This is a genomic window from Amycolatopsis sp. A1MSW2902 (genome assembly GCF_017312175.1).
GTDB lineage: Bacteria > Actinomycetota > Actinomycetes > Mycobacteriales > Pseudonocardiaceae > Amycolatopsis > Amycolatopsis nivea.
Window position 1 is genome coordinate 6,229,451 of sequence record NZ_QJPO01000001.1, and the last position, 25,572, is coordinate 6,255,022.

The 25,572-nt window shown below is 69.4% G+C and carries 28 protein-coding genes and 1 pseudogene; 10 read left to right on the forward strand and 19 right to left on the reverse strand.

The annotated features are described in order from the left end of the window. Positions 1–3 precede the first annotated feature (3 nt). From DMP23_RS28595 to DMP23_RS28615, 5 genes are all read right to left on the reverse strand, one after another. Positions 4–846, reverse strand: coding sequence for a carbohydrate ABC transporter permease (locus tag DMP23_RS28595; RefSeq protein ID WP_037815895.1), 843 nt, complete (start codon positions 844–846; stop codon positions 4–6). Further along, complete coding sequence (locus DMP23_RS28600) at positions 846–1,793, reverse strand: carbohydrate ABC transporter permease (protein WP_037815896.1); 948 nt, start codon at positions 1,791–1,793, stop codon at positions 846–848. Before DMP23_RS28600 ends, DMP23_RS28595 begins: the two co-directional genes overlap by 1 nt. After that, positions 1,790–3,109, reverse strand: coding sequence for an ABC transporter substrate-binding protein (locus DMP23_RS28605; protein WP_337823081.1), 1,320 nt, complete (start codon positions 3,107–3,109; stop codon positions 1,790–1,792). Before DMP23_RS28605 ends, DMP23_RS28600 begins: the two co-directional genes overlap by 4 nt. Positions 3,110–3,357: 248 nt before the next feature. Next, positions 3,358–3,885: a general stress protein gene (locus tag DMP23_RS28610; protein ID WP_037815899.1), complete on the reverse strand. Its 528-nt coding sequence runs from the start codon at positions 3,883–3,885 to the stop codon at positions 3,358–3,360. A 76-nt stretch (positions 3,886–3,961) separates the two neighbouring features. Further along, on the reverse strand, positions 3,962–5,152 hold the full coding sequence (locus tag DMP23_RS28615; protein WP_337823082.1) for an acyl-CoA dehydrogenase family protein: 1,191 nt from the start codon (positions 5,150–5,152) through the stop codon (positions 3,962–3,964). A 164-nt stretch (positions 5,153–5,316) separates the two neighbouring features. Between DMP23_RS28615 and DMP23_RS28620 the strand changes: the two genes are divergently transcribed. Continuing rightward, on the forward strand, positions 5,317–5,652 hold the full coding sequence (locus DMP23_RS28620) for a DUF4190 domain-containing protein (RefSeq protein ID WP_337823083.1): 336 nt from the start codon (positions 5,317–5,319) through the stop codon (positions 5,650–5,652). A 58-nt stretch (positions 5,653–5,710) separates the two neighbouring features. Then, positions 5,711–6,304, forward strand: a complete 594-nt coding sequence (locus DMP23_RS28625; protein WP_238608509.1) for a DUF4190 domain-containing protein — start codon at positions 5,711–5,713, stop codon at positions 6,302–6,304. On the opposite strand, the gene DMP23_RS28630 is transcribed toward DMP23_RS28625, so the two are convergent. Next, positions 6,289–7,164 carry a slipin family protein gene (locus tag DMP23_RS28630; protein WP_134668866.1) on the reverse strand — a complete coding sequence of 292 codons (876 nt, stop codon included), beginning with the start codon at positions 7,162–7,164 and terminating at the stop codon, positions 6,289–6,291. The two genes, DMP23_RS28625 and DMP23_RS28630, sit on opposite strands and share 16 nt — an antisense overlap. A gap of 85 nt (positions 7,165–7,249) precedes the next feature. Between DMP23_RS28630 and DMP23_RS28635 the strand changes: the two genes are divergently transcribed. From DMP23_RS28635 to DMP23_RS28650, 4 genes and pseudogenes are all read left to right on the forward strand, one after another. After that, complete coding sequence (locus DMP23_RS28635; RefSeq protein ID WP_443111295.1) at positions 7,250–8,164, forward strand: aminoglycoside phosphotransferase family protein; 915 nt, start codon at positions 7,250–7,252, stop codon at positions 8,162–8,164. Positions 8,165–8,221: 57 nt separating this feature from the next. Further along, positions 8,222–9,533 (forward strand): annotated as a pseudogene (locus tag DMP23_RS28640) (magnesium transporter MgtE N-terminal domain-containing protein). Further along, entirely contained in the window at positions 9,526–10,023 is a 498-nt protein-coding gene (locus tag DMP23_RS28645; protein WP_037815909.1) for a DUF1003 domain-containing protein, read from the forward strand. Before DMP23_RS28640 ends, DMP23_RS28645 begins: the two are co-directional and overlap by 8 nt. A gap of 25 nt (positions 10,024–10,048) precedes the next feature. Next, positions 10,049–11,194, forward strand: coding sequence for an Mrp/NBP35 family ATP-binding protein (locus DMP23_RS28650; RefSeq protein ID WP_337823085.1), 1,146 nt, complete (start codon positions 10,049–10,051; stop codon positions 11,192–11,194). 58 nt (positions 11,195–11,252) lie between these two features. Here the strand turns inward: DMP23_RS28650 and DMP23_RS28655 are convergent, their stop codons facing one another. From DMP23_RS28655 to sigE, 5 genes are all read right to left on the reverse strand, one after another. Beyond that, on the reverse strand, positions 11,253–11,759 hold the full coding sequence (locus DMP23_RS28655) for a hypothetical protein (RefSeq protein WP_037815913.1): 507 nt from the start codon (positions 11,757–11,759) through the stop codon (positions 11,253–11,255). A gap of 332 nt (positions 11,760–12,091) precedes the next feature. Next, the gene (gene tatB / locus DMP23_RS28665; RefSeq protein ID WP_337823086.1) at positions 12,092–12,517 is read right to left on the reverse strand and encodes a Sec-independent protein translocase protein TatB; all 426 of its coding nucleotides are present in this window, start codon (positions 12,515–12,517) and stop codon (positions 12,092–12,094) included. 98 nt (positions 12,518–12,615) lie between these two features. Beyond that, positions 12,616–14,145: a S1C family serine protease gene (locus tag DMP23_RS28670; protein WP_275295322.1), complete on the reverse strand. Its 1,530-nt coding sequence runs from the start codon at positions 14,143–14,145 to the stop codon at positions 12,616–12,618. Between the two features lie 573 nt (positions 14,146–14,718). Beyond that, complete coding sequence (locus tag DMP23_RS28675; protein ID WP_337823087.1) at positions 14,719–15,408, reverse strand: anti-sigma factor family protein; 690 nt, start codon at positions 15,406–15,408, stop codon at positions 14,719–14,721. Then, positions 15,405–16,019 (reverse strand): RNA polymerase sigma factor SigE, encoded by a 615-nt coding sequence (gene sigE, locus DMP23_RS28680; protein WP_134734579.1) that lies wholly within the window; start codon positions 16,017–16,019, stop codon positions 15,405–15,407. Before sigE ends, DMP23_RS28675 begins: the two co-directional genes overlap by 4 nt. 235 nt (positions 16,020–16,254) lie before the next feature. Here sigE and DMP23_RS28685 point away from each other — a divergent pair, with 235 nt between their 5' ends. Beyond that, positions 16,255–16,911, forward strand: coding sequence for an O-methyltransferase (locus DMP23_RS28685; protein WP_009072906.1), 657 nt, complete (start codon positions 16,255–16,257; stop codon positions 16,909–16,911). A 4-nt stretch (positions 16,912–16,915) separates the two neighbouring features. On the opposite strand, the gene DMP23_RS28690 is transcribed toward DMP23_RS28685, so the two are convergent. Next, a complete protein-coding gene (locus DMP23_RS28690) occupies positions 16,916–18,106 on the reverse strand; it encodes an MFS transporter (RefSeq protein ID WP_337823088.1) in 1,191 nt (396 codons plus the stop codon). A 63-nt stretch (positions 18,107–18,169) separates the two neighbouring features. Between DMP23_RS28690 and DMP23_RS28695 the strand changes: the two genes are divergently transcribed. Further along, the gene (locus DMP23_RS28695) at positions 18,170–19,066 is read left to right on the forward strand and encodes a LysR family transcriptional regulator (protein WP_337823089.1); all 897 of its coding nucleotides are present in this window, start codon (positions 18,170–18,172) and stop codon (positions 19,064–19,066) included. An 81-nt stretch (positions 19,067–19,147) separates the two neighbouring features. Beyond that, the gene (gene map, locus DMP23_RS28700) at positions 19,148–19,936 is read left to right on the forward strand and encodes a type I methionyl aminopeptidase (protein WP_134668851.1); all 789 of its coding nucleotides are present in this window, start codon (positions 19,148–19,150) and stop codon (positions 19,934–19,936) included. A 40-nt stretch (positions 19,937–19,976) separates the two neighbouring features. Here the strand turns inward: map and DMP23_RS28705 are convergent, their stop codons facing one another. Both DMP23_RS28705 and DMP23_RS28710 read right to left on the reverse strand, forming a co-directional pair. Next, positions 19,977–21,416, reverse strand: a complete 1,440-nt coding sequence (locus DMP23_RS28705) for a M17 family peptidase N-terminal domain-containing protein (protein ID WP_037815924.1) — start codon at positions 21,414–21,416, stop codon at positions 19,977–19,979. Positions 21,417–21,504: 88 nt separating this feature from the next. After that, a complete protein-coding gene (locus tag DMP23_RS28710; protein WP_005155393.1) occupies positions 21,505–21,672 on the reverse strand; it encodes a DUF3117 domain-containing protein in 168 nt (55 codons plus the stop codon). A gap of 202 nt (positions 21,673–21,874) precedes the next feature. On the opposite strand from DMP23_RS28710, the gene DMP23_RS28715 reads away from it, so the two are divergent. After that, positions 21,875–22,669 (forward strand): enoyl-CoA hydratase-related protein, encoded by a 795-nt coding sequence (locus DMP23_RS28715; protein WP_037815927.1) that lies wholly within the window; start codon positions 21,875–21,877, stop codon positions 22,667–22,669. A gap of 542 nt (positions 22,670–23,211) precedes the next feature. Here DMP23_RS28715 and DMP23_RS28720 read toward each other — a convergent pair. From DMP23_RS28720 to DMP23_RS28740, 5 genes are read right to left on the reverse strand one after another with little or no spacing between them, the layout of a single operon-like run. Further along, complete coding sequence (locus DMP23_RS28720; RefSeq protein ID WP_337823090.1) at positions 23,212–23,775, reverse strand: DNA-3-methyladenine glycosylase I; 564 nt, start codon at positions 23,773–23,775, stop codon at positions 23,212–23,214. After that, positions 23,772–24,227, reverse strand: coding sequence for an SRPBCC family protein (locus DMP23_RS28725; RefSeq protein WP_037815932.1), 456 nt, complete (start codon positions 24,225–24,227; stop codon positions 23,772–23,774). The genes DMP23_RS28720 and DMP23_RS28725 overlap by 4 nt, the downstream gene beginning before the upstream one ends. Then, complete coding sequence (locus DMP23_RS28730) at positions 24,220–24,549, reverse strand: DivIVA domain-containing protein (protein WP_037815935.1); 330 nt, start codon at positions 24,547–24,549, stop codon at positions 24,220–24,222. The genes DMP23_RS28725 and DMP23_RS28730 overlap by 8 nt, the downstream gene beginning before the upstream one ends. Continuing rightward, positions 24,546–25,244 (reverse strand): permease prefix domain 1-containing protein, encoded by a 699-nt coding sequence (locus DMP23_RS28735; protein WP_337823091.1) that lies wholly within the window; start codon positions 25,242–25,244, stop codon positions 24,546–24,548. The genes DMP23_RS28730 and DMP23_RS28735 overlap by 4 nt, the downstream gene beginning before the upstream one ends. Further along, positions 25,241–25,558, reverse strand: coding sequence for a helix-turn-helix transcriptional regulator (locus DMP23_RS28740; protein WP_037815937.1), 318 nt, complete (start codon positions 25,556–25,558; stop codon positions 25,241–25,243). Before DMP23_RS28740 ends, DMP23_RS28735 begins: the two co-directional genes overlap by 4 nt. Between the last annotated feature and the right edge of the window lie 14 nt (positions 25,559–25,572).

Genomic DNA, 25,572 nt, shown 5'->3' on the forward strand with positions numbered 1-25,572 from the left:
GGGTCAGCCCTTCACCGCACCGGACGTCAGCCCCGCCACGATGCGACGCTGGAAGAACAACACGAACAGGATGATCGGCACCGTGATGACGACCGCGGCCGCACACACCTGGCCGGTCGGGTCCTCGAACTGCGAGGACCCGGTGAAGAACGACAACGCCGCCGGCACCGTGCGCGACGACTCGGTGGACGTCAGCGAGATGGCGAACAGGAAGTCGTTCCAGCAGAGGATGAACACCAGGATCGCCGTGGTGAACACGCCCGGCGCGGCCAGCGGCGCGATCACCTTCCGGAACGCCTGCGCCGGCGTCGCGCCGTCCATTTTCGCCGCCTTTTCCAGTTCCCACGGGATTTCCCGGAAGAACGCGGACAGCGTGTAGATCGACAGCGGCAGCGCGAACGTGATGTAGGGCAGGATCAGCCCCGGCCAGGTGTCGAAAAGGCCGAGCCCGCGCTCGATGTTGAACAGCGGGGTGACGAGCGATACCTGCGGGAACATCGCGATCAGCAGGGAAAGCCCCACCAGCACCTGTTTCCCGGGGAAATCCAGCCGGGCGATCGCGTACGCGGCCATCGTGCCCAGCACCACCGCGATGACCGTGGAGATCACCGCGATGCCGATCGAGTTCACCAGCGCGTGCAGGAACTCCGTGGTCTGGAAGATGTCCGCGTAGTTCTTGAGCGTCCATTCCACCGGGATGAAATTGCCGTCGGTGAGCGTCGCCTTCGTCTTGAACGACAGCGAAAGCACCCACAGCACCGGGACGATCGCGAACACCAGCACCAGGATGTCGAGCAGGCCCCAGCCGACCTTGCGGCCGGTGGTGGCCGCACCTCCGATAGCCATCAGCGCTTCCCCCCGTCGTCCGTGCCGGGCGCGGCGGTGCCGAACACCTTGATGAAGAGGAACGCGATGATCGCCACCGTGATGAAGATCAGCACCGCCATCGTGGAGCCGATCCCGAGGTTGAGCCCCTTGACCAGGTTGTCGTAGGTCTGCATGGACACCGATCCGGTGTCCTGCGCGCCGCCGGTGAGCACGTAAATGTTGTCGAAAATGCGGAACGCGTCGAGTGTGCGGAACAGCAGCGCGACGAGAATCGCCGGTTTCATCACCGGCAGCATCACCTTGGTGAACCGCTGCCACGCGGTCGCGCCGTCCATCGCCGCGGCCTTCAGCAGGTCGTCGGGCACCAGCGCCAGCCCGGCCATCAGCAGCAGCGCCATGAACGGCGTCGTCTTCCACACCTCGGCGAGAATGATGATGAACAGCGACGGCCACTGGTCGGTGAGCGGTGCGACGCCCTCGCCCAGCGCGTTCGCCAGGTAGCCGGTTTTGGGCGTCCACGCGAAATACCACGAGAACGCGGCCACCACGGTGACGATGCCGTACGGGATGAGCGCGACGGTGCGCACCAGTCCGCGGCCGACGAGCGTGCGGTGCATGATCAGCGCGAGGCCCATGCCGAGCACGAACTCGATCGCCACCGACACGACGGTGAGGAACATCGTGGTGCCGAACGCGGTCCACCAGTAGGAATTCGTGAGCACCGCGGCGTAATTGTCGAAGCCGATGAACTCGTGCTTCGCCGGGAACCGCAGGTCGTAACGCTGCAGCGAAAGCCAGACCGAATAGACGATCGGGTATCCGGTCACCGCGATCATCACGAGGAACGCGGGCGCGCACAACCACAGCCCGAGCCGTCGTTCCGCCTTCTTGCCCTCGGAGAGCTCGGGCTTTCCCTTGCGGTGCGCCGCTTCCTTGGTGGCGGCGGCGGGATCCTGGACGGTCACGGGATCACTCCCTTCGACTGGAGCGCGTCATCGAGCTGTTCCCGCAGTTTCTGCGCGGTCGTCTGCGGATCGATCGCCGAGGGCGGGGAAAGGATTTTCGACATCACCGTGGACAGGTTCTGGTACACCGGAGTGAGCGGCCGTACCGCGGCGGTTTTCAGCGCCGACAGAATGGAGTCGCGCATCGGGTACTTCTCGGCCATGTTCGGGTTGTCCGCCGACGCGGGCTTCGAAGGATCCAGCGGGGTGTCGTCGTGGTACACCGACTCGATCGTCGGCGGCACGCCGTCGTTGATCGCGGACACCTTCTGGTTTTCCTTGCTGCGCAGGCACAACGCCGCTTCGTACGCCTCGGGCTTGTGCTGCGAGAAGGCACTCACCGCCAGGTCGAACCCGCCGATCGTGCTCTTCGACGGAATGCCCGCCTTCGCCTGCGGATACACCGCCCACTTGAAGTGCGACAGGTCCTGCGGCTTTTCCTCGGCGTAGGAGGCGTAAACGAACGGCCAGTTGAGCTCGAACGCGGCACCGCCGCCCTGGAAGGTCCGCCGGACGTCGTCCTCCTTCTGGTTCGTCAGCGACGGATCGGTGATGCCCGACGACGTGACCTTCTTCAGCAGCTCCAGCGCCTGCACCGCGCCCTCGTCCATCACGACGGATTTCCCGTCGTCGGACAGGATGTGCCCGCCGAGCGATTCGACCAGCGTGTTGTAGATGACGACCAGGCCCTCGTACTGGGCGCCGGTGAACACGACCGAATACGGTTTGTGCTCGCTCTTGAGCCGCTGCGACATCTGCATCATCTCGTCCCACGTCTTCGGCGGGGTCGGGGTGAGGCGGTCGTCGTACCAGAGCAACTGCACGTTGGTGTTCTTCGGCGCGGCGTAGAGCTTTCCTTGATACGTCGCGGTTTCCAGCGGGCCCTTCAGCACGCCCTCGGACGCGGCCGCCTTGTTCTGCCCGGTCCACTCGTCGACCCAGCCCGCCTCGGCGAACTCCGAAACCCAGGTGACGTCGAGGCCGAGCACGTCCATCGACGTGTCGCCCGCGGCGAGCCGGCGCGCCATCTGGATCCGCTGGTCGTCCGAGCCGCGCTGCAGCTTGTTGTAGACGATCCGGTACCGCCCGGCGGCGGTCTTGTTGCAGTTGTCGACGACCGTCTGGAAGTGGTCCTCCGGGGAGTAGTAGACGTTGATCGTCGTCCCGGAAGCCGTTCCGCAACCCGCTATCAGGCCGCTGCCCGCCAAGCCCGCGGCGAGCAGCGCCGCCGCGCGGGCAGGTCCTCGTTTCTTTCCGCTGGGCCGTTTCTTCCCCATTCAAGCCTCCTCGCCATGTGCACACGGCACCGTCCGGCGCCGCCCCCAGACAGCACGCCGCGACGAGGCGGACCCGAGCCAGCACCCCGACGTGCCAGTTGCCGGCAGGCCGCGCTGGAGGACACGACCGGCCAACCGGTGTCGGTCAACCTATGCCCGGCGATCACCGGCCGCAAGCAGGGTCGGTAACGATTCAGCCAGGTGCGCGCGAACCATCGGAAGGACGGGTGAAAAAGTCCCGTGGGTAGTTATGCGGTGGCAGGCGGCGGACGCAACGCCAGCTTCGCCAGCAACTCCCGACCCTGCTCCGCACTGCGCGGCTGACACAGCACGTCATACCGGCCAGCCACAAGCTGACTCGCCGACGAGAAATCCCGACGCCCCCGCGACGTGCGGTAACCGATCGCGGAGAACGCCAGCCCGGACAGCACGCCCAGCACCAGCCCAGTCAGCAGTTGCAGCGTGAATCCGCCCTGGTTGACGAACATCCCCAGCAGCAGCCCGGCGAACAGGCCGAACCACGCGCCCGACATCGCGCCCGCGGCGAGCACGCGGCCCCACGACAGCCGTCCGATGACGCGTTCTACCAGCATCAGGTCGACGCCGACGATCGTCACGTCGGTGACCGCGAACTCGCTTTCGGCCAGGAAATCGACCGCCTGCTGCGCTTCGCCGTAGGTCGAGTACGACCCGATCGGCCAGCCGGTGGGCGGCGTCGGGAGCCGCGGCAGCCCGGCCGGGCTCTGGCCGCCACCAAAGGGACTGCTCACCATCATCACCTGCGCTCGTCCGGTCCGAGGGTTCCATCTTGTCAAGAACCGGCGGAGCGCGCGAACTCCGGCGAAGCGCGGGTCAGGCTTTGTAATCCCGCAGGAGGCCGCGGCTGATGATGGTTTTCTGGATTTCGCTGGTGCCCTCGCCGATCAGCAGGAACGGGGCCTCGCGCATCAGGCGCTCGATCTCGTATTCCTTCGAGTAGCCGTACCCGCCGTGGATCCGGAACGCTTCCTGGGTCACCTCGGCGCAGTACTCGCTGGCGATCAGCTTCGCCATCCCCGCCTCGACGTCGTTGCGGGCGCCGGAATCCTTCAACCGGGCCGCGTTCACCATCATCAAATGCGCGGCCTCGACCTTCGTCGCCATCTCCGCCAGCTTGAACGCGATCGCCTGGTGCTGCGCGATCGGCTTGCCGAACGTCGACCGCTGCTGCGCATACGCGATCGCCAGCTCGAACGACCGGATCGCGATCCCGCACGCCCGCGCCGCCACGTTCACCCGGCCGACCTCGACCCCGTCCATCATGTACGAGAAGCCCTTGCCCGGCGCCTCCCCCAGCACCTTGTCCGCGCCGATCTTGAAGCCGTCGAACACCGCTTCGGTGGTGTCGACGCCCTTGTAGCCCATCTTGTCGATCTTGCCCGGGATCGTCAGCCCCGGAAGCACCTCGCCGAACCCCGACGGCTTCTCCACCAGGAACGTCGTCAGGTTCTGATGCGCCTTCTCCGCGCCCTCATCGGTCTTCACCAACAGCGCGATCAGGTTCGACGAGCCGCCGTTGGTCAGCCACATCTTCGCGCCGTCGATCACGTAGTCGTCGCCCTCGCGCTTAGCGCGGGTCTTGATCGCCGCCACGTCCGACCCCAGATCCGGCTCCGACATCGAGAAGCTGCCGCGGACCTCGCCGGTCGCCATCCGGGGCAGGAAATGCTGCTTCTGCTCCGGCGTCCCGTGCTGCTTGATCATGTGCGCCACGATGAAGTGCGTGTTGATCACGCCGGACACGCTCATCCAGCCCCGCGCGATCTCCTCGACCACCAAGGCGTAGGTGAGCAGCGACTCGCCCAGGCCGCCGTACTCCTCCGGGATGGTGAGCCCGAACAGGCCCATCTCCTTCATGCCCTCGACGATCTCCGCCGGGTACTCGTCCGCGTGCTCCAGCGCCTGCGCGTGCGGGATGATCTCCTTGTCCACGAACGAGCGCACCGTGGACAGAATCTCCTGCTGTACATCGGTCAGGCCGGCGGTCCGGGCAAGACGGGCCATCACTGGGCTCCCTTCGGCGGCGACGCCGGCTCCCGGCGCTGGGTTACCGGGGAGTATGACTGGTTCGCGCCCGAGCGGCTATGAGGGTGCTCACGCCCGGCCCCGGTTTCCCCCGTTAAGGTGCGGATAAGGTGCTGATCCACCCGAAACCGCGAAGGATCCCGATGAGCGAGGGCAGCGAAGAGCCTGCTGGCCGCGGCAGCTACGAGCACCCGTCGTACGAGCACCAGCCCTATCCGCCGCGGGGTCCGGCGCCCGGCGCTGGGCTCGCGATCGGGTCCCTGATCTGCTCGATCGCCGGGTTCGTGGTGTGCGGGCCGATGGCCATCGCGGGGATCGTGATGGGGCACGTCGCGTTCTACCGGGCCCGGCGCGGCCGCGGCACCGGCGGCGCGCTGGCGGTCGCCGGGTTCGTGATCGGCTACGCGGCGCTGATCGTCTGGGGCATCGCCGTCCCGCTGGTCGTGCGCGCGCTGGTCCAGTCCGGCGTTTTCGGCTGATGCCGCCGCGAAACCCGGTAGCGTCGTCCTCCGAACCCGGCACCGTGAGGGAGCCCCGATGACCACCCCGTCCGACCGCGATCCGGTGCCGTACGAGCCGCCGCCGACCGCGGACCCCGCTCCGTACGAGCCGCCGGCCACCGCCGATCCCACGCCGTACGAGGCTCCGGCGGACGCCGTGTCGTCCACCGCGGAGACCGACTCGCCCGTCCCGCCGCCGGGCTGGACCGCACCCGATCCCGGACCGGTCGCGGTGCTGCCCGGTGAGCAGCCGGCTGCCGCCGCGGAACCGCCCGCGACGCCGTATCCCGTTGCGGCGCAACCGGATCCGTTCGCGCCGCCGCCCGCGTACCAGGGTTTCCCGGCTCCGCCGCCGTACGGCGGCGCCTACCGGCCGTACCCGAACACCAGCGACAGCGGGCTCGCGACCGGCGCGCTGGTGTGTTCCGTGCTCGGCCTGGTGACCTGCGTTCTCGCGATCCCCGGCATCGTGATGGGGCACGTCGCGCTGGCCAAGGCCAACCGCAACGAGGCAGGCGGCCGCACGATGGCACTGTCGGCCGTCGTGGTCGGCTACGTCATGGCCGCGCTGTGGGGCAGTTTCTTCGTGACGCTGCTGGTCCTCGGCATGAACGGCTACCTCGACCGCTGATCCGGCACGTCGCTCGCCTCGCTCGCGGGCGGCGCGACCTGTCCGTTGCTGGCCGCTTCCGACGCCGACGGTGCTCGCGGCTCCGGCGGTTTCGCGGCCGGCGCCGCGGGGTCGGTCCGCGCGTCCAGGAACCGCAGCAACTCCACCGGGAACGGCAGCACCAGCGTCGAGTTCTTCTCCGCCGACACCTGCACCACGGTCTCCAGCAGCCGCAACTGCAGCGCCGCCGGGGTGTCCGCCATCGTCGCGGCGGCCTGGGCGAGCTTGTGCGACGCCTGCAACTCGCCGTCCGCGGAGATGACCCGGGCACGGCGTTCGCGTTCGGCCTCCGCCTGACGCGACATCGAGCGTTTCATCGACTCCGGCAGCGCGACGTCCTTGATCTCGACCCGGTCGATGTGGATGCCCCAGTCGAGCGCCGGGCTGTCGATCATCAGCTCGAGGCCCTCGTTGAGCCGTTCGCGGTTCGACAGCAGGTCGTCCAGGTCGCTCTTGCCGATGATGGACCGCAGCGACGTCTGCGCGACCTGGCCGATCGCCGACCGGTAGTCCTGCACGTGGACCGCGGCCAGCACCGGGTCGATCACCTTGAAGTACACGACCGCGTCCACCCGGACGGTGACGTTGTCGCGGGTGATCCCGTCCTGCGCGGGCACCGGCAGCGTCACGACCTGCATGTTCACCTTCTGCATGCGGTCGGCTATCGGCAGCAGCAGCGCCAGCCCGGGATCCCGGACCTCCGGCCGCACCCGGCCGAACCGGAACACCAGCCCGCGTTCGTACTGTTTGACCACGCGCACCGCGGAGGCGAGCCACACCCCGCCCGCGACGACCACCGCGCTGACAATCTCGACGATCATGGCAGCTCCCGGGTTCGCCAAACCCCTATCCGTTCACTGTACGCGCGCGAAACAGCCCCGGAAACGGTTTGCGCGGCCGACCAGGATGGGCGTTGTGACCGTTTTGGAGATCCCGCCCGTCTTCGCTGAACGCGCCCCCAAGGTGCTCGGTCCGGAAGCCGTCCCGTGGCTCGCCTCGCTGCCCGCGCTCGCGCGGCGGTACGCCCGGCTGTGGGGGCTGGAGTTCGAGGACACCGCCCGGCACGGCTACGTCGGCGTCGTCCAGCCCGCCCGGCGCGCGGACGGTTCCCGCGTCGTGCTGAAACTCGGCTGGGTGGAGGAAGAATCGCGCGACGAGCCGCTCGCACTGTCCACATGGGCCGGTCGGGGATCGGTGCTGCTGCTCGAATCCGCGCCCGAGGACGGGGCGATGCTGCTGGAACGCCTCGACGACAGCCGGACGCTGGAGGGCGAACCGCTGCTGCCCGCCGTCGAGATCATGAGCGAACTCGCCCGGCGGCTCGCCGTGCCCGCGCCCGCCGAGCTCACCCGCACGCTGTCCGCGGTCGCGGAGGAACTGCTCGAAGAACTGCCCAAATCGTGGCGGGAGCTGGCCGAACCGCTCCCCCGCCGAGAGCTGGACGCGGCGCTCGAGGTGTGCCGCGACCTCGGCCCGGAAGCCGGAAACGCACTGGTGAACGAGGACCTGCACTACGAGAACGTGCTGTCCGGCATTCGCGAGCCGTGGCTGGTGATCGACCCGAAACCGCTCGCCGGCGACCTCGAGTACGGCGTGCTTTCGTTGCTGTGGAACCGGTTCAGTGAATCCACACTGGACTCGAAGCTCGCCGCGAGCGGGCTGGACCGCGACCGCGCCAAGGCGTGGACGCTCGTCCGGGCAGTGCAGAACCGGCTGTGGCACGCCCAGGATCTGGTCGATTTCGGCGGATTGCCCGAGGACGACGACGGCCCGTCCGCCGACGCGCTGCCCACGCTCACCCGGTGGGCCATGGCAGGCTGAGAATTCGCCGAGTCGCGGCACGAGCGCGCTCGGGCGCCAGCCGATAGTGTCGGCGCCATGGCAGGCACAAACCGGGTTTACGCAGCACAGCTCGCGGGTCTGCCGGTGTTCGGGCCCGACGGGGAGTCGATCGGCAAGGTCCGCGACGTGGTCGCCGGGCTGCGGCTGGACCAGCAGCCGCCGCGGATCCTCGGCATGGTCGTGGAGCTGGCGACCCGGCGGCGGGTGTTCGTGCCCATGCTGCGGGTCACCTCGATCGAACCGAACGCCGTGACGCTGGCCACGGGTTCGGTCAACATGCGGCATTTCCACCAGCGGCCCAACGAGGTGCTGGTGTGCGGCCAGCTTCTCGACGCGCACGCGACGCTCACCGGCGCGGACACCCGGGTGACCGTGGTCGACGCGGCGATGGAGCCGACCCGCACCCGGGACTGGGTGCTCGCGAAACTCGCCGTCCGCGAACGGCCGACCCGGCTGTCCCTGAGCAGGCGGCGCACCGCGATGCAGGTGCTGCCGTGGAAACGAGGTCGCCGGGCTCGGGCTCACCGACCTCGCCGGACAGCCGCAAGGCGCGGGCCAGCTGCTGATGCTGTTCGACACGATGCGCGCGGTCGACGTCGCCGCGACCCTGCGCGACCTGCCGATGAAGCGCAGGCACGAGGTCGCTGACGCGATGGACGACGAACGGCTCGCGGACGTCATCGAGGAGCTTCCCGAGGACGACCAGAAGGAACTGCTGTCCTACCTCGCCGAGGAACGCGCCGCGGACATCCTCGAGGCGATGAACCCGGACGACGCCGCCGACCTGCTCGCCGAACTCGCGCCCGCCGAGCAGAGCAGGCTGCTGGAACTGATGGAGCCGGAGGAATCCGCGCCGGTCAAACGGCTGCTGGCGTATTCCTCGGACACCGCGGGCGGTCTGATGACGCCGGAACCGGTGGTGCTGACGCCGGACGCGACGATCGCCGAGGCGCTGGCGCACATCCGCAACGCCGAACTCCCCGCCGCGCTCGCCAGCATGGTGTTCGTGTGCCGTCCGCCGACCGAGACGCCGACCGGCCGGTTCGTCGGCGTCGTGCACTTCCAGCGGCTGCTGCGCGAACCGCCCGCCGAACTGGTGGCCAGCGCGGTGGACACCGACCTCACCGCGTTGCGCCCGCAAGCGACGCTGTCCGAGGTCACCCGGTATTTCGCGGCGTACAACCTGGCCTGCGGCCCGGTCGTCGACGCCGAGGACCACCTGCTCGGCGCCGTCACCGTCGACGACGTGCTCGACCATCTGCTGCCCGACGACTGGCGCGAAACCGGGCTGCACGACGCCACCGACGGCGCCGACGGCACCGACCTGGAGGAGGCCGAACGTGCCTGAACTCAGGACCGGCCGCAGGCTCGACCAGCCGCGCAGCCAGGCCCGCCTGCGGCTGAACATCGACCCGGACACCTTCGGCCGGTTCACCGAGCGGATCGCGCGGTTCCTCGGCACCGGGAAGTACCTGTTCTGGCAGACGCTGATCGTGGTCGTCTGGATCGTGCTGAACCTGGTCGCGGTGTCGCTGCGGTGGGACCCGTACCCGTTCATCCTGCTCAACCTGGCGTTCTCGACGCAGGCCGCGTACGCCGCGCCGCTGATCCTGCTCGCGCAGAACCGCCAGGACGACCGGGACCGGGTGTCGCTGGAAGAGGACCGCACGCGTGCCGCGCAGACCAAGGCGGACACCGAGTACCTCGCCCGCGAACTGGCGGCGCTGCGGCTGGCGGTCGGCGAGGTCGCGACCCGCGACTACCTGCGCAGCGAGCTCGACCGGCTGCGCGACGATCTCGACGTGGACTCCAAGCCGCGCAAGGCCAAGCAAAGCTGAACTGGGCAGTACGTACGATGGAAGCGTGACTGGTACACAGCAGCTCCCCAGCGTCGACGACGTCCGCACCGCGCTGAAGGACGTGTACGACCCGGAAATCAAAAAACCGATCACCGACCTCGGCATGGTCAAGGACGTGGCGGTCGGTGACGACGGGCTGGTCACCGTCGGGATTTACCTCACGGTCGCGGGCTGTCCGCTGAAGGCGACGCTGACCGAGGACACCAAGAAGGCCGTCTCGAAGCTCGACGGCGTCGCCGACGTCAAGGTCGAGCTGGACGTGATGAGCGACGAGCAGCGCACTGAGCTGCGCAAATCGCTGCGCGGCGACGCGGCGGAGCCGGTGATCCCGTTCGCGCAGCCGGGTTCGATGACGCGGGTGTACTGCGTGGCGTCCGGCAAGGGCGGCGTGGGCAAATCCTCGGTGACGGTGAACCTCGCCGTGGCGATGGCCGAGCGCGGCCTGTCGGTCGGCGTGGTGGACGCGGACATCTACGGCCACTCGGTGCCGCGCATGCTGGGCGCGCGCGAGAAGCCGACGAAGGTCGACACGATGATCATGCCGCCGCAGGCGCACGGCGTGAAGGTCATCTCGATCGGCATGTTCACCCCGGGCAACACCCCGGTCGTGTGGCGCGGCCCGATGCTGCACCGCGCGCTGCAGCAGTTCCTGGCCGACGTGTTCTGGGGCGACCTGGACATCCTGCTGCTGGACCTGCCGCCGGGCACCGGCGACATCGCGATTTCGGTGGCGCAGCTGATCCCGAACGCGGAAATCCTCGTGGTGACCACGCCGCAGCAGGCCGCCGCCGAGGTGGCCGAGCGCGCGGGCGCGATCGCGATGCAGACGCGGCAGCGCGTCGCGGGCGTGATCGAGAACATGTCGTGGCTGGAAACCCCGACCGGCGAACGCATCGAGGTCTTCGGCGCGGGCGGCGGCCAGACGGTGGCGGATTCGCTGTCGAAGTCGGTGGGCTCCACGGTGCCGCTGCTGGGCCAGGTCCCGCTGGACCCGCGGCTGCGCGAACAGGGCGACGAGGGCACGCCGATCGTGCTGTCCGATCCGGAGGCGCCGGCGGCGCTGGTGCTGAAGGACGCGGCGAAGCAGCTGTCGGTCCGGGCGCGCGGGCTGGCCGGGATGATGCTGAACGTCAGCCCCGCCGGACGCTGATCCTGCTCAGCAAAGAGGCGTGCACCTGGATCAGGTGCACGCCTCTTCGCTGTGCTCTTTAGGACGCGTGGATCGTCACCAGGAGGGCACCGGACTCGCGGAGCGTCACCTTGGTGTCGCCCGGCTTGCTCACGGTCCAGTCGATGTCCTCGGGCTTCTTCGCGGACACGTCGCCCGACTTGTCCGGCAGGTCCTGGACGTCGATGTTCTGCGGCTGGTCGGACGACACGAGGATCTTCACCTTGTTGCCGACCTTGACGTCGACGACCTCAGCCGGCGGCGTGACCTTCCCGCCCTGGTAGGCGACGGTGACCAGCACGTCGACGCCCGCCTCGCCGGTCTGCGCGCCGCGCTTGACGTTCGGCTGCTCACCGGTGGCACTGCCGTTCCCAGGAGCGCTCGACGGAGCGTTCGACGGGGCCGAAGAGGACGGCATCGCCGGGGCGGGCACCGAAGTGTAGGTGGCGGGCGCCTTGGTGCTGGGCTCGTCGTCGGCACTGCACCCGGCGACGGCGAAGGCGGCCGCAGCGATCGTTCCGGCCAGCGCAGCCGCACGGCGTGACATATCGGGAACCTCCAGGGTCGGTTGAGCTGATGCCCTGAGGCTACCCAGCCTGATCAGCGCGTCGCCCGGCTGGTCGTACGAGGAATCAGGTCGCGTCCGGATCCACCGGCGGACGCTCACCCGGCTTCAACGGCTCCGGCTGCGGCAACGCGGTCTGCAGCTTGATCGTCGGAGCACCGTTGGAGCCGTTCCCGTTCGATGCAGCGGATCCGAAACCCGGTCGAACAGATGCTGCGCGACTACCCGCTTCGGGTCGAGGTTGCGCAGGCCACGCCGGTCTTCCAAAGGTTTGCGCAACTGGACGAACCCGGGACCCATCTCCTCGCGAGGAATCAGGTGGCGTCCGGATCCACCGGTGGACGCTCGCCCGGCTTCAACGGCTCCGGCTGCGGCAACGCGGTCTGCGGCTTGATCGTCGGAGTGCCGTTGGAGCCGTTCCCGTTCGACCCGTTCAGCTCGTTCTTGAACCCGTTCAACCCCAGCGGATCCGAATCCCCGTCGAACAGATGCTGCGCGACAACCCGCTTCGGGTCGAGGTTGCGCAGGCCGCGCAGGTCTTCCAGGGGCTTGCGCAGCTGGTCGAACTCGGGACCCATTTCCTCGCGCAGCTGCTCGCGCGCGCCGGTCGCGAAGTCGCGGGCCTTGCGGACGCTCCTCGCCATCCAGGCCGCCGCTTCGGGCAGCCGTTCGGGTCCGAGGATGAAAAGCCCCGCGATGATGATCACGAGGATCTCGCCCCAGCCGACACTGTCGAACACCCGTGAAACCTCCGCTCGGTGCTGCCCCGCCCAAGACTACCCGGGCCGTTTCTCGTCCCGGCAGGCCCGAACGTCGCACGGGAGCTTAAGAACGGATGTCAGTCCGACCCCAGCGTGACGTCCACCACCAGCAGCGCACCGTCGCGGGCCAGTTGCACCGGGACGACCTGGCCCGGATCGTGGCTGCGCACCGCGACGGTCAGCTCGGCGGAGTCGCGCACGACGTGGTCGCCGACCTTGGTGATCACGTCGCCTTCCTTGATCCCCGCCGACGCCGCCGGTCCGCCCGGGGCGACGTTGCGCACCTGCGCGCCCATCGTGGTCGAGCCGGCGACCGTCGAGGCCGCGTTGATCCCGATGTCGGCGTGCTTGACCTTGCCGTCCTTGATCAGCGCCTTGGCGATCTTGATCGCGTAGTCGCTGGGAATGGCGAACCCGATGCCGATGCTGCCGCCGTCGGAGCTGGAGGAACGGATCGCGGAGTTGATCCCGACCAGCGCCCCGGTCGAGTCGACGAGCGCACCGCCGGAGTTGCCGTGGTTGATCGCCGCGTCGGTCTGGATGGCCGAGTAGGTGACCGGAGCCGCCCCGTTGTCGCCGCCCGCGGTGACCGGCCGGTCGAGCGCGCTGACGATGCCCGCGGTGATCGAGTTCTGCAGCGCGAGCGGCGAGCCGACCGCGATCACCGCGTCCCCGACCTGCAGATCCGACGACTTCCCGACCTGCATCACGACCGGGTTGGTCACGTTGACCTTCACCACGGCGAGGTCGGTCTTCTGATCCGCGCCCACGATCTTGGCCTCGGTGCGCGTCCCGTCGTTGAACACCGCGGTGATCTTCGTAGCCGCGTCGCCGACCGCGGTCGCGACCACGTGCTCGTTGGTCAGCACGTACCCCTGCGGATCGATCACCACGCCGGAGCCCTGCTCGCCGCTGTCCGCGCCAGGCTTGACGACCTCCAGCGAAACCACCGCCGGCGACACTCGCCGCGCGATGTCCGCGAGCGACCCCGGCGGCCGCTCCTTGGCCGCCTCCGCCTCGGAAATCGTGGCGCTGCCGGTCAACGCGGACCCCGTGTCCGCGACCCACCAGCCGACCAGCCCGCCCACCGCGCCGATCACCAACGCGACGACCCCCAGCAGCGCCAACGCCTTCGGCTGCACCCGCCGCCCGAACAACACCTCGGGCAAGCTCAACTGCGCGCCCTTGGGCAGTTTCGGCTTCTCGGCCTCGTCCTCCTCCGGAGCGACCGCAGGCCCAGCCAACACCGCCCCGGCCGCCGGATCCCGCCACGGATCGCTGGCGTCAGTCCACAACGGATCTTCGGAAGTGCCGTTCTCCCCGGAAGCCTCGAGCGGCCGCTGCAGCCGCACTCCCTCAGCCCCCGCGGGACGGCTGAACGCCTCCGCCAGCGACTCCGGCGTAGGCGGCGCGAGATTGAGCTTCTGCCCGTTCCCGTTGGGCGCAGGGGTGTAAAGCTTGTCGAACGCCCCCTCGACCCCGTGCGGCCGCCCGAAGACAGCCGCCTGCTGCTGGTCGACCGCGGGCCGCTCAAGCGGCCGAGGCCCCAACCGGTCCGTTCCGACGGCACCGGACTGATCAGAATTAGCGTTCGGCTGGTCGGTCATCATTCCCCGGGATGCGGTTCAGTCTGGCTGGGAGTCGACGATACCCAAGCCTAGGGATGAGTGTGCCCAGGCCGCAGTGAAATGCCTGTTGCCTGCACTCCCACACCCCCCGCCCGACACCCGGATGCCGCCCGTCAGTGAGGGGCCCCTTCACGGACCTGGATTCCCTCAAGGAGCCCTTCACGGACCACCCCCGCCCGGCCCGCCACCCGGGATGCCGCCCCAATGCCACATTGGGTGCGTCCCACGCACCGAACGCCACATTGGGTGCGTCCCACGCACCCAATGCCACATTGGGGCGCTAACCCCGCCCCCAACCGCCGCCCGCCGAATCCATCGCAACCACGCCCCCACCCCGCGCGCCCAAAACCGCAGCCAGTGCACCCAACGCATCGAGGCACCCACACCACCCCCGCACCCCGATACGAAGCCAAAATGCGGACGGCGGGTGCTTGTCAAGGCATCTTTCCCGCCTTGACAAGCACCCGCCGTCCGTCATCACAATCAAGCTTCGGGGTGCCCCACGCAACCAAGGGGCGCAATGTCGCCGCCAGGCGACGAGCCACCCGCGATCTACCGAGCCGCGACAGCAGCCCCAGCCCGAACCACCCCAGCTTCTTCCGGCTCCGGCGAAGACGAAGGAGAAGGCGCAGGAGAGGAAGAAGGCCCACCAGCCCGAGGCACATTCATATTCGCCGGCAGCAAATTAGCGTTAGGCGCCCGAACCGGCCCACTCCCGCCGGACCCTTCCCCGCTATCCGCCGCGGTCCCGACGAGCGCGAGCGCGCTCAGCACGAGCCCGGACACCACGACTCCGGCTCCTTGCGCCGCCCGCTTCCGGCTGAAAGCGAACCGACCGCCGCCGAGCACGTTCGCCGACTGCCCGAGCGGCGCGGTTGTTCCCAACGGCGCAGCACCCCCGAGCACCCCAGCGTCGCGCAGTCCAGCCACCCGGTCCGGCCGCTGGATCGCCACCAGCTGACCGTCCGAGGTGACCGCGAGGTTGTCCGGCGTGCCCGGCAAGTCAGTGTGCTCCGGAATGGACCGGAGACTGGCCAGGAAGCCCGCCGACATCGACGGCGCACCCGCGTCCTTCACCGCCGCGACGGCCTGCCGCTGCGACGTCACCTCGGCCGCGCAGTCCGGACAGCGCGCGAGATGCGCGAGCGCGCGGTCGTGGGCGACCGGCGTCAGCTCGCCGTCGACCAGTGCGACTACCGCGTCGGGCATGAGGTGGGATTCGGCGAAACGCCAGCCGGTCATACGGGCACCTTCGCAGATTCCTCCCGAGCCGCGCGACGGCGCTCCAGCGACGCGCGCAGCGCCGAGCGGCCGCGGTGGATGCGGCTGCGCACGGTGCCGAGCTTGACGCCCAGCGTCGCACCGATCTCCTCGTACGACAGTCCTTCCACGTCGCACAGCACGACCGCGGCCCGGAACTCCGGGGGCAGCTCGTCGAGCGCCTCCTGCAGGTCGGGGTCGAGGTGGGTGTCGCTGTAGTGCTGCTCGGGGCTCGGGTCGTCGCCGACGATCCGGTCGGTGTCCTCGGGCAGTCCCTCCATGCGCACGCGCGAGCGGCGGCGCGCCATGTCGAGGAACAGGTTCGTGGTGATCCGGTGCAGCCAGCCCTCGAAGGTGCCGGGCTTGTACGACGCGAGCGACCGGAAGACGCGGATGAACGTCTCCTGGGTCAGGTCCTCGGCGTCGTGCGTGTTGCCGGTGAGGCGGTAGGCGAGCCGGTACACGCGGTCGGCGTGTTCCCGCACGACCTCGTCCCACGAGGGCGGCGTCCAAGCCGTCTCGGCTGCGTCCACGGTCACCGGGGCGGCTTCCGGCAGTTCGGCGTTCTGCATCAGGGGAGCAGGCACCTCCATCTGGGTCAACTCCTCTTCACCTCTGCCAACGCGGGCCGGGCACACGGTGTTCCCGTGTGGTTGAGACTCAGTCTGTCGGCCTTCCTTATGGAACTCATGAGACCGATCTGAGAGCAGCCTGAGAAGTTGGCCGGCGAGGTCCTTTCCAGGGCGATCGCGGGCTTTCCCCCGGGCCGGAAGGCGCTTACCAGGGAGCCTTCGCTGATTTATCGACAACCAGCGCTAACCTTCGCGCGTGAGTTCGGGGACAGAGGCGGCGGCCGAGACCGGGGCGGTCGGCGCCGAGCAGGTCGACGGGTACCTGCCCGACGACGACGTGCTGGCCGCGGCACGGCTGCGCGCGGTCGACCTCGGGTGCGCCCCGCTGGCCCCCGGAGCAGGCACGACGCTGCGGTTTCTCGCCGCGACGGTCGCCGCGCGGGCGGTCGTGGAGGTCGGCACCGGCTCCGGCGTGAGCGGGCTGTACCTGCTGCGCGGGATGGCCCCCGACGGCGTGCTGACCTCGATCGACGTCGAGCCGGAGTACCAGCGGGCGGCGCGCAAGACCTTCCTCGAGGCGGGCTATCCGCCGGGCCGGATGCGGCTCATCGTCGGCCGCGCGCTGGACGTGCTGCCACGGCTCACTCCGGGCGGCTACGACCTGGTGTTCGTCGACGCCGCGCGGATCGAGTACCCCGGCTACTACGAGCAGGGCGTGGCCTTGCTGCGCCGCGGCGGGGTGATCGTGTTCCACCAGGTCCTGGCGGGCGGCAGGCTCACCGACCCGGCGCGGCGCGATCCGGAGACGATGGCGTTGCGCGAGGTCGCACGAGCGGTCCGCGAGGACGACCGGCTGATCCCGGCGCTGCTGCCGGTCGGCGGCGGACTGCTCGTGGCCACGGCGTGCTCGTGAGCGGTCAGCTGCCCACCAGCACCCGCTTCTCGCTCCGCACCCGCGTGCCCACCTGCACCGCCGCGACAGCCAGCCCCAGCCACACCACGACGGCCACGATCAACCAGCTCCACCCGTCCGCTCCGTAGACGACGCTGCCGACCCCGCCGCCGACGCTGCTGCCCAGGTAGTACATGAGCATGTACAGCCCGCCGACCTGCCCGCGCGCGTTCTCCGGGGCCTCGGCGGCGGCCCAGCTGTTCGCGATCGAATGCGCGGCGAAGAAGGCCGTCGTCAACACGAGGAAGCCGACGACGATCAACGGCAGCGAGTCAGGAATCGTCAGCAGCGCCCCGACCGCGGTCAGCACCAGCGCTCCGACCAGCGCCTGCCGACGGCCGACCCGCGCGGACAACCGGTTGGCCGTGGCTGAGGAAACCGAGCCCAGCGCGTACGACACGAACACCAGCGACGCGATCGCCGGCGACAGGTTCAGCGGCTCGCCGGTCAGCCGGAACCCGGCCGCGTTGTACAGCGCGACGAACGCGCCCATGGCCAGCAGCGCGACGGCGTACTGCGCGAGCAACACCGGCCGGCGCACCGCGGAAAGCAGGCCCGCGCCGATGTCGCGAAGGCCCTGCCGCTCCCCCGTCCGGACCGGAGAAGGCGGCAGCGTCACCACAGTCACGACCGCGCAGACCAGCGAAAGCCCAGCCACCACGTACAGCGCGCCGCGCCAGCCGAACGGACCTGCGGTGAACCCGGTGGCCAGCCGTCCGGTCATGCCGCCGATGGTGTTGCCCGCGATCATCGCGCCGACCGCGGCCGCGACGCCGGTCTTCCCGAGCCGTTCCACGAGATAAGCTGTGGCCACGCCCGGGAATCCGGCGATCGCGACGCCCTGTACCGCGCGCAGCACCAGCAGCAGCGGGTAGTTCGGCATCAGCGGAAGCAGAAGCCCGAGCACCGAGGAGAGCACGACGGACGCGATGATCACCGGCCGCCGCCCGATCGCCTCGGACAGCGCGGCGATGGGCAGCACGGAGATCGCCAGTGCGCCGGTCGCCACGCTCACCGCGAGCGCCGCGCCGCCGGGATCGAGGTGGTACTGCCCGGCGAGCTGCGGCAGGACCGCCTGCGGGGCGTAGAGCAGGGCGAACGACGTGAAGCCCGCGGCGGCGACCGCGACCTTGGCCCGGCGGGCGGAGGACAGCATGACCTCGAAAGTAAGCTTCGCTAATCAATACGTCTAATACGCAGATCTGCCATCATTCATACCGTGCCGAATGAGAGCCTCACCGCGCAGCTCGTCCCGCACCTGTGTCTGCTGGCCACGCTGCGAAGCACCGGAAACGTCACTCGCACGGCCGAGCTCCTCGGAGTGCCGCAACCCACAGTCAGCAGGCGGCTAGCCGCGCTCGGACAGGCTCTCGGCGCGCCGCTGACCGTGCCCGACGGGCGCGGCGTCCGGCTCACCCGCGCCGCCGAACTGCTGGCCGACGCGGCGGAACGCGCCCTGCCCGTGGTCGACGCCGGGGTCCGCCTCGCGCGCGAGGAGATCGAACCGGCGACCGGCCGCGTCGTGCTCGGGTTTCTGCACCTGCTCGGCCGGTCGTTGGTGCCGGAATTGCTGCGCAGGTATCGCGAACAGGCCCCGACCGCCCGGTTCTCCCTCGTGCAGGGTTCGTTGCAGGACATGGTCGACCGGCTCGTGTCCGGCGAGCTCGATCTCGCTCTGCTCGCGCCGGTCGTCGAGGACGAACGACTGGAGACCGTCGTGCTCGACCGGCAGCCGATCCATCTGTCGGTCCCGGCCGGGCACCGGTTGGCCGGACGGCGCAACGTGCGCGTCGCGGAACTGTCTGACGAGCCGTTCGTGCTGCTGGAACCCGGCTACGGCTTGCGCCGGATCACCGACGACCTCTGCGCTGCCGCCGGTTTCACGCCGAAGGTCGCCTTCGAGGGCCAGGAATCCGACACTGTCCGCGGCCTCGTCGGGGCCGGGCTGGGTGTCGCGCTCCTGCCACGCTTCGAGCCGGGTTCCCCGGCCGGGGTCGCGGAGGTGCCGCTGCACCCGCCGGTCCACCGGACGATCGGGCTGGCCTGGCGCGCCGGGGAACCGCTTTCGCCCGCCGTCCAAGCGTTCCGCGACCACGTGCTCGGCAGGACGGATTAGCCGCCGGGGTGGTATTTGTATCCCGGTACCGTGCTAGCGTTCCGGTATAGAAATACCGGAACTTGAGGACGCGAGGTAGTCGTGATCGAGCTGAAGACGCCTGCGGAGATCGACCGCATGCACGTGACCGGGCGGTTCATCGCCGAGGTGCTGACCGAGGTCGGCAAGCTCGCCGACGTCGGCGTCAACCTGATGGACATCGAGCACCACGTGCGCGGCATGATCAAGCGGCGCGGGGCCGTCTCGTGCTACTGGGATTACGCGCCGTCGTTCGGAGAGGGCCCGTTCCGCAACGTCATCTGCCTGTCGGTCAACGACGCCGTCCTGCACGGCCTTCCGCACGACTACACGCTTCGCGACGGCGACGTGCTCACCGCGGACATCGCGGTCACCATCGACGGCTGGGCGGCGGACTCGGCGCGCACGATCATCGTCGGCACGCCCGCCGAGGAGGACCAGCGGATCATCCGGGCCACCGAGGAAGCGCTGGAAGCCGCCATCGAGGCGTCCCGTCCGGGCAACCGGCTCGGCGACATCTCGGCCGCCATCGAGGCGGTCGCGACCGGCTACGGCTACCCGGTCAACACCGAGTTCGGCGGGCACGGCATCGGCCGCACCATGCACGGCGACCCGCACGTGTCCAACCGCGGCCGGGCAGGCCGCGGCATGAAACTCCGGCCCGGCCTGACGCTCGCGCTGGAACCGTGGCTGGCTCGCACGACGGACAAGATCGTCTACGACCCGGACGGCTGGACCATCCGTTCCGCGGACGGCTCGCGCACCTCGCATTCCGAGCACACGGTCGCGATCACCGACGGGGACCCGATCGTGCTGACCCGCCGCGAGGAAGAGCTGGCGGGGAAGAACTAGCCCGCACTGCCGCGGCGACTTCCGCCGCGGCAGCGACCGGCTAGCCCTCGTAGGAAGCCGCGAACTCCACCAACGTCCGCGCCGCGAACCCGGACGCGCCGGGCACCACGTCGTCGTACGTCTTGTCCGCGCGCGCCGGGCCCGCGATGTCCAGGTGCGCCCACGGCAGCCCCGCGGTGAACTCGCGCAGGAACAGCGCCGCCATGATCCCGCCCGGGCCGCCGGGGGCCTGCCGGACGTCGCCGAGTTCGCCCTCGATGCCGGTCGCGTAGTCCTCGACCAGCGGCATCCGCCACCAGGCCTCGCCGGCGCGGGCGCCCGCCTCGATCACGCGGGCGGCGAGGTCGTCGTCCGTAGCGAAGACGCCGCCGGTGCGCAGGCCGAGCGACACCTTCATCGCGCCGGTCAGCGTGGCCGCGTCGACGATCAGGTCCGGCTTGAACTGGGAGATTCCGTAGGCGAGCGCGTCGGCCATCACCATCCGGCCCTCGGCGTCGGTGTTGCCGATCTCGGTGGTCCGGCCGCCGTAGTGCCGCACGATGTCGCCCGGCCGGTACGAGCCGCCGGAGACGTGGTTTTCCGCCGCGGGCACCAGCGCGGTGACGCGCACCGGCAGCTTCAGCTCCCCGATCGCGCGCATCGCGGCGATCACGGCCGCGCCGCCCGCCATGTCGGTGCGCATCAGGTGCATGCCGTCGGCGGGCTTCAGCGAAATGCCGCCGGTGTCGAAGGTGATCCCCTTGCCCACGAACAGCAGGTGCTTCGTCGCGCCGCGCGGGCGGTGCGTCATCTCGATGAGCCGCGGCGGCGAAGCCGAACCGCCGCCGACCGCCAGGACTCCGCCGAACCCCTTGTCGGCGAGCCACTTCTCGTCCCGCACGGTCACGTCGACCGTGCCGCCCAGCACCTTCGCCGCGGTGTTCGCCAGCCACGCCGGGTTCTTGATGTTCGACGGCGCGTTCGCCAGGTCGCGGGTAAAGGCAGCAGCCGCCGCGAGAACGCGTACGCGCGCTACGGCGTCTGCGTACGCGGGTACGGCACGCTCGTGCGCGACAACGAGGCGTACGGCGGGCACCGGCGGCTTCGGCTCTGTCGTGGTGACCACGAACCGGTATCCGCCCAGAGACAGTCCGATCGCCAACTCGGCAGCGTGCTCGGCTGTCGCGTCTTCGGGCAGTACGACCTGGACTGTCCGGATCGGACGGTCCCCGGCCGCTTCGCGGAACGCGCGCGCCAACGCGGCACCGGTCTGTCGAAAGTCCTTCGGCGCGCCTTCGCCGATACCGGCGACCCAGCGCGGAGCGTCGCCGTCTTCGGGCACTTCGCGTACTTCGGCGGCGCGTCCGCTCGACCCGTACGCTGTGCCTTCCTCCGCCTCGGCCGGCGCGATCAGCACTGCTCGCGGAACTCCGCGGCGCGTCGCGGCGACGACCTCGATTTCGGGCAGCTTCGTGGGGACGGGTGGTAGCGAGTTACGCACAGCGAGCAACCTTAGGGCGCAGACGAACCGACCCCGGCCTCCAGAAGGAGACCGGGGTGCACAGTGGACAGAGCGGGGAGAGCGCAGGTCAGCCAGTGACCTCCTGCAATGCGGCGCCGAGGTCCTTCGCTTCCTCCGCGGAGAGCTCGACGACCAGCCGGCCGCCACCCTCCAGTGGCACCCGCATGACGAGGCCCCGCCCCTCCTTGGTCACTTCGAGGGGACCATCTCCGGTCCGGGGCTTCATGGCCGCCATAGCGTGCTCCCTCCGTCTCAACCGGCGCGCCCGGGTCGCGCACTCCCATGCCAGCCGGGTCTCGTCCCCCATTGTCCCTCATCAGCGCCCGGGCGCGAACGCGGACCGATCATTTGCCGCCGCATCGGTGCTGGTATGCCGCCCGCCGAGGGTGCGAGACTCAGTCCCGAGAACCCGAGCCGCCGCTTCAGAGGAGCATTTCGTGACCACATCCGACGTCCTGTTGACCGCCGACGCCGACGGCGTGCGCACCCTGCGGCTGAACCGGCCGGAGGCGTACAACTCGCTGACCGTCGAGCTCAAGGAGCGCCTGATCGCCGAGCTGCGCGCGGCCGCCGAGGACCCGGACGTCCGCGCGGTGGTGCTCACCGGCACCGGGAAGGCGTTCTGCGCCGGACAGGACCTCAAGGAGCACGTCGGCCTGCTGCAGGCGAACGACCCGGCCCCGCTGCACACGGTGAGCGACCACTACAACCCGATCGTCAAGGCGATCACCGGGATGCCGAAGCCGGTCATCGCGGCGGTGAACGGCACCGCGGCCGGTGCTGGCGCGGCTTTCGCGTATGCCAGCGACCTGCGGATCGCGGCGGAGTCGTCGTCGTTCTTGATGGCGTTCGCGAATGTCGGGCTTGGGCCGGACTCGGGCGCGTCGTGGACGTTGCAGCGGTTGATCGGGTATGGGCGGGCTGCCGAGTTGATGCTGATGGCGCGGACGGTGGATTCGGCGGAGGCGTTGCGGATCGGCCTCGTCGGGGAGGTTGTGCCGGACGAGGAGCTGGCCGCTCGGGCGCAGAAGGTGGCGGCGAAGCTCGCGGCTGGGCCGACTGTGGCTTACGCGAAGATCAAGGGCGTGTTGGGGGTGGCGGCTGAGTCTTCGTTGGAGGAGGCGTTGGCTGCTGAGGACGCTGCGCAGACGGAGTTGGGGGGTACTGCGGATCATGCGGAGGCTGTGGAGGCGTTTGTGGGGAAGCGGCGGCCTAATTTTCAGGGGAAGTGAAGGGTTAAAGAGGAGCGGCTGCGCCGCATAAAAGAGGGTTGCGTGGGGCACCCCGAGGCTTGATTGTGCTGACGGTTCGGGGGTGCTTGTCAAGGCGGGAAAGATGCCTTGACAAGCACCCCCGAACCGCAGGAGAGCTTCGTATCGGGGTGCGGGGGAGGGCTGGGTGCCTCGCTCGTTGGGTGCATCGGCTGCGGGATGGGGCTTGGTGCCTCGATGCGTTGGGTGCACCGGCTGCGGGGGGCTGGGTGCACTGATTGTTGAGTGCACCGGCGGCGGTTTGGTTGGTGGTGGGGCTAGCGCCCCAATGTGGCATTGGGTGCGTGGGACGCACCGAACGCCACATTGGGTGCATCTGACGCACCCAATGCCGCATTGGGGGCGCATCCCGGGTGGCGGGCGGGGCGGGCAGCTGCCGGGTGGTCCGTGAAGGGCTCCTTGAGGGAATCCACGTCCGTGAAGGGGCCCCTCACCGAACGAGCGGCCGGTCGTGAGGGCCACCCTGGGGGAATCTGTGTACGTGAGGGTTCCCCTCACGTACTTCACGCGGCGCGGAAGCAGCCTTTTACGTGGTCGTCGACCATGCCGGTGGCTTGCATCAGCGCGTAGCAGGTGGTGGGGCCCAGGAAGGCGAAGCCGCGTTTCTTCAGGTCTTTCGCCATTGCCTTCGACTCGTCGGTGATCGCCGGGACGTCGGCCATGGTGCGGGGGCGGCGGTGTTTCGCGGGGGCGAAGGACCACAGCAGCTTGTCCAGTGGGATGTCCAGGTCTGCGACGGCGCGGGCGTTCTTCACGGCTGCTTCGATTTTCGCGCGGTTGCGGACGATTCCCGCGTCTTGCATCAGGCGGTTGACGTCCTTCTCGCCGAAGCGGGCGACCTTCTCCGGTGCGAAGCCTCGGAAAGCCTTCCGGAAGTTCTCGCGTTTGCGCAGGATGGTGATCCAGGACAGTCCGGACTGAAACGATTCCAGGCACAGGCGTTCGTACAGCTCGGCCTCGCCGTGGAGCGGGACGCCCCATTCCTCGTCGTGGTACGTCGCGTAATCGGGGGCTGAGTTGCCCCAGCTGCAGCGGGCGATGCCGTCTTCGCCCAGTAGTTCCGTCATTGTTCCCCCATTGAATAATTTTCCGCGAACCTCGCGAACTGCCGCAGTGAATGGCGTACGCCGAGGGCGAACGCGGGGCGCGCCAGGGGCCAGCCTGCGCGGCCTAGCAGGCCGAAGGGCAGTTTGAGGTGTTCGGCCCACACGAAGGTGCAGTGGCCGGCGCCCTTCGACAGCACCTGGAACACGCCCGTTCCCTGCACCAGGCTGCCCAGGTGGCGCACCGTGCAGCGCAGGGGCGGTTCCCAGGTCGTGATCTCCATCGTGTCGGTGAAGCCGATGCCTCCGAAGCCGGTGAAGGCCGCGAGTTTCGAGCCGACGCTGCGGCCGTTGCCCTCGACGACCCGTACCTGCGTGCCGAGCATCCACTCGCCTTGGCGGGCCCAGTCGGTGAGTGCGAGCCAGGTCGTGCCAGCCGGTGCCGCGACGTCTACCGACAGCACCAGGTCACTCACCCGTCGGCCTCCGGTGCGCTGCTTCGCGGGGCTGTTGCGCGGCTTCGAGCCGGGCGACCCGTTCGCGCAGTTCGTCCAGTTCCACGCCGGTCCTGCGCAGCACCCAGTCCACTTCGGACATCTTGTACCCGCGGAACACCAGCTGGAAGCGTACCTGGCGGACGTCCTCGCCGGTGATGTCCTCGGCGGGCAGACGAGTGGGCGAGCTGCCCGGCGGCAGCGGCGCCAGTTCCTCGCCCCGGCCGAACACCACGGCGGCCAGGAGGAACACCACGGCGGCCACCAGCAGCATGACTACGAGGTAGATCAGCGCGGTCGTCACGCGACGATCGTGGCACACCGCCGCCAGGAACGTCGCGCTAGCACGACAAGTCGGAACGACAGGACCACCCAGGCGACCATCAGCACGCCGCACGGACCGCTCAGGAACAGCCGCGCCGCGTCGACTACCCCGGTCGCTCCGATCAGCAGCAGCACGGAGAACAGGTTGAGGCCCACCGCGATCGCGCCGAGCGTCCGGCTGACCCGGGCCGTGCGGACGCTGTCGAACCGGCGGCTGAGGAACCGGGTGCCCAGCAGCGCGAGCAGGCCCAGCACCGGCACGGCGTAGATCGCGGCGTGGGTGAACTGCGTGACGTACGGATACCAGCCGGGGTTCGGCGTGGTCAGCCGCGACCAGGAGCCGTAGGTGAAGATGCGCGCCACCTCCCACGACGTCTGCATCGCGGGCACGCCGAGCACGAGCAGCCACAGCGTCCGTACGCCGTTGTGCATGCTCAGTTCCGCTTGGTAGTCACCGGCGATCTCGCGGACCTGACCGAAATCCGCTACCGCGCGGCGTTGCGCTTCGACCTCGCTCCAGCCGCCCTCGCGGTACGCCTCGGCCGCGTCACGCAGACCGTCGCGGGCTTCGGCGAGCAGGTCCGCTTTCGTGCCGCGGCGGCCGATCAGCGCGCGGTCCAGTTCGGCCAGGTAGGCCTCGATGGGGCTTGCCGCGGTCTGGCTTGTCGTGGTCATGGTTCCAGCACTCCACCGATCACCGTGGTGAACTCCCGCCACTGCACCCGTTCCGCGGCCAGCGCCTGCTGCCCGGCGCGAGTGAGCCGGTAGGTGCGCCGCTTGCGGCCGGACACCACGTCCCACTCGCTGGCAAGCCAGCCGGCGCGCTCGAGCCGGCGCAACGCCGGGTACACCGTGCCGGTGGGCAGGTCGAGCGCTCCGTCGCTGCGCAGCGCCAAAGCCTCGATGATCGCGTATCCGTGCAGCTTGCGGCCGTCGAGGACGGCGAGCAGCAACGCGTCGAGGTGTCCGCGCAACGTGTCCGCTTTCATAGGTCGGCAGTCTA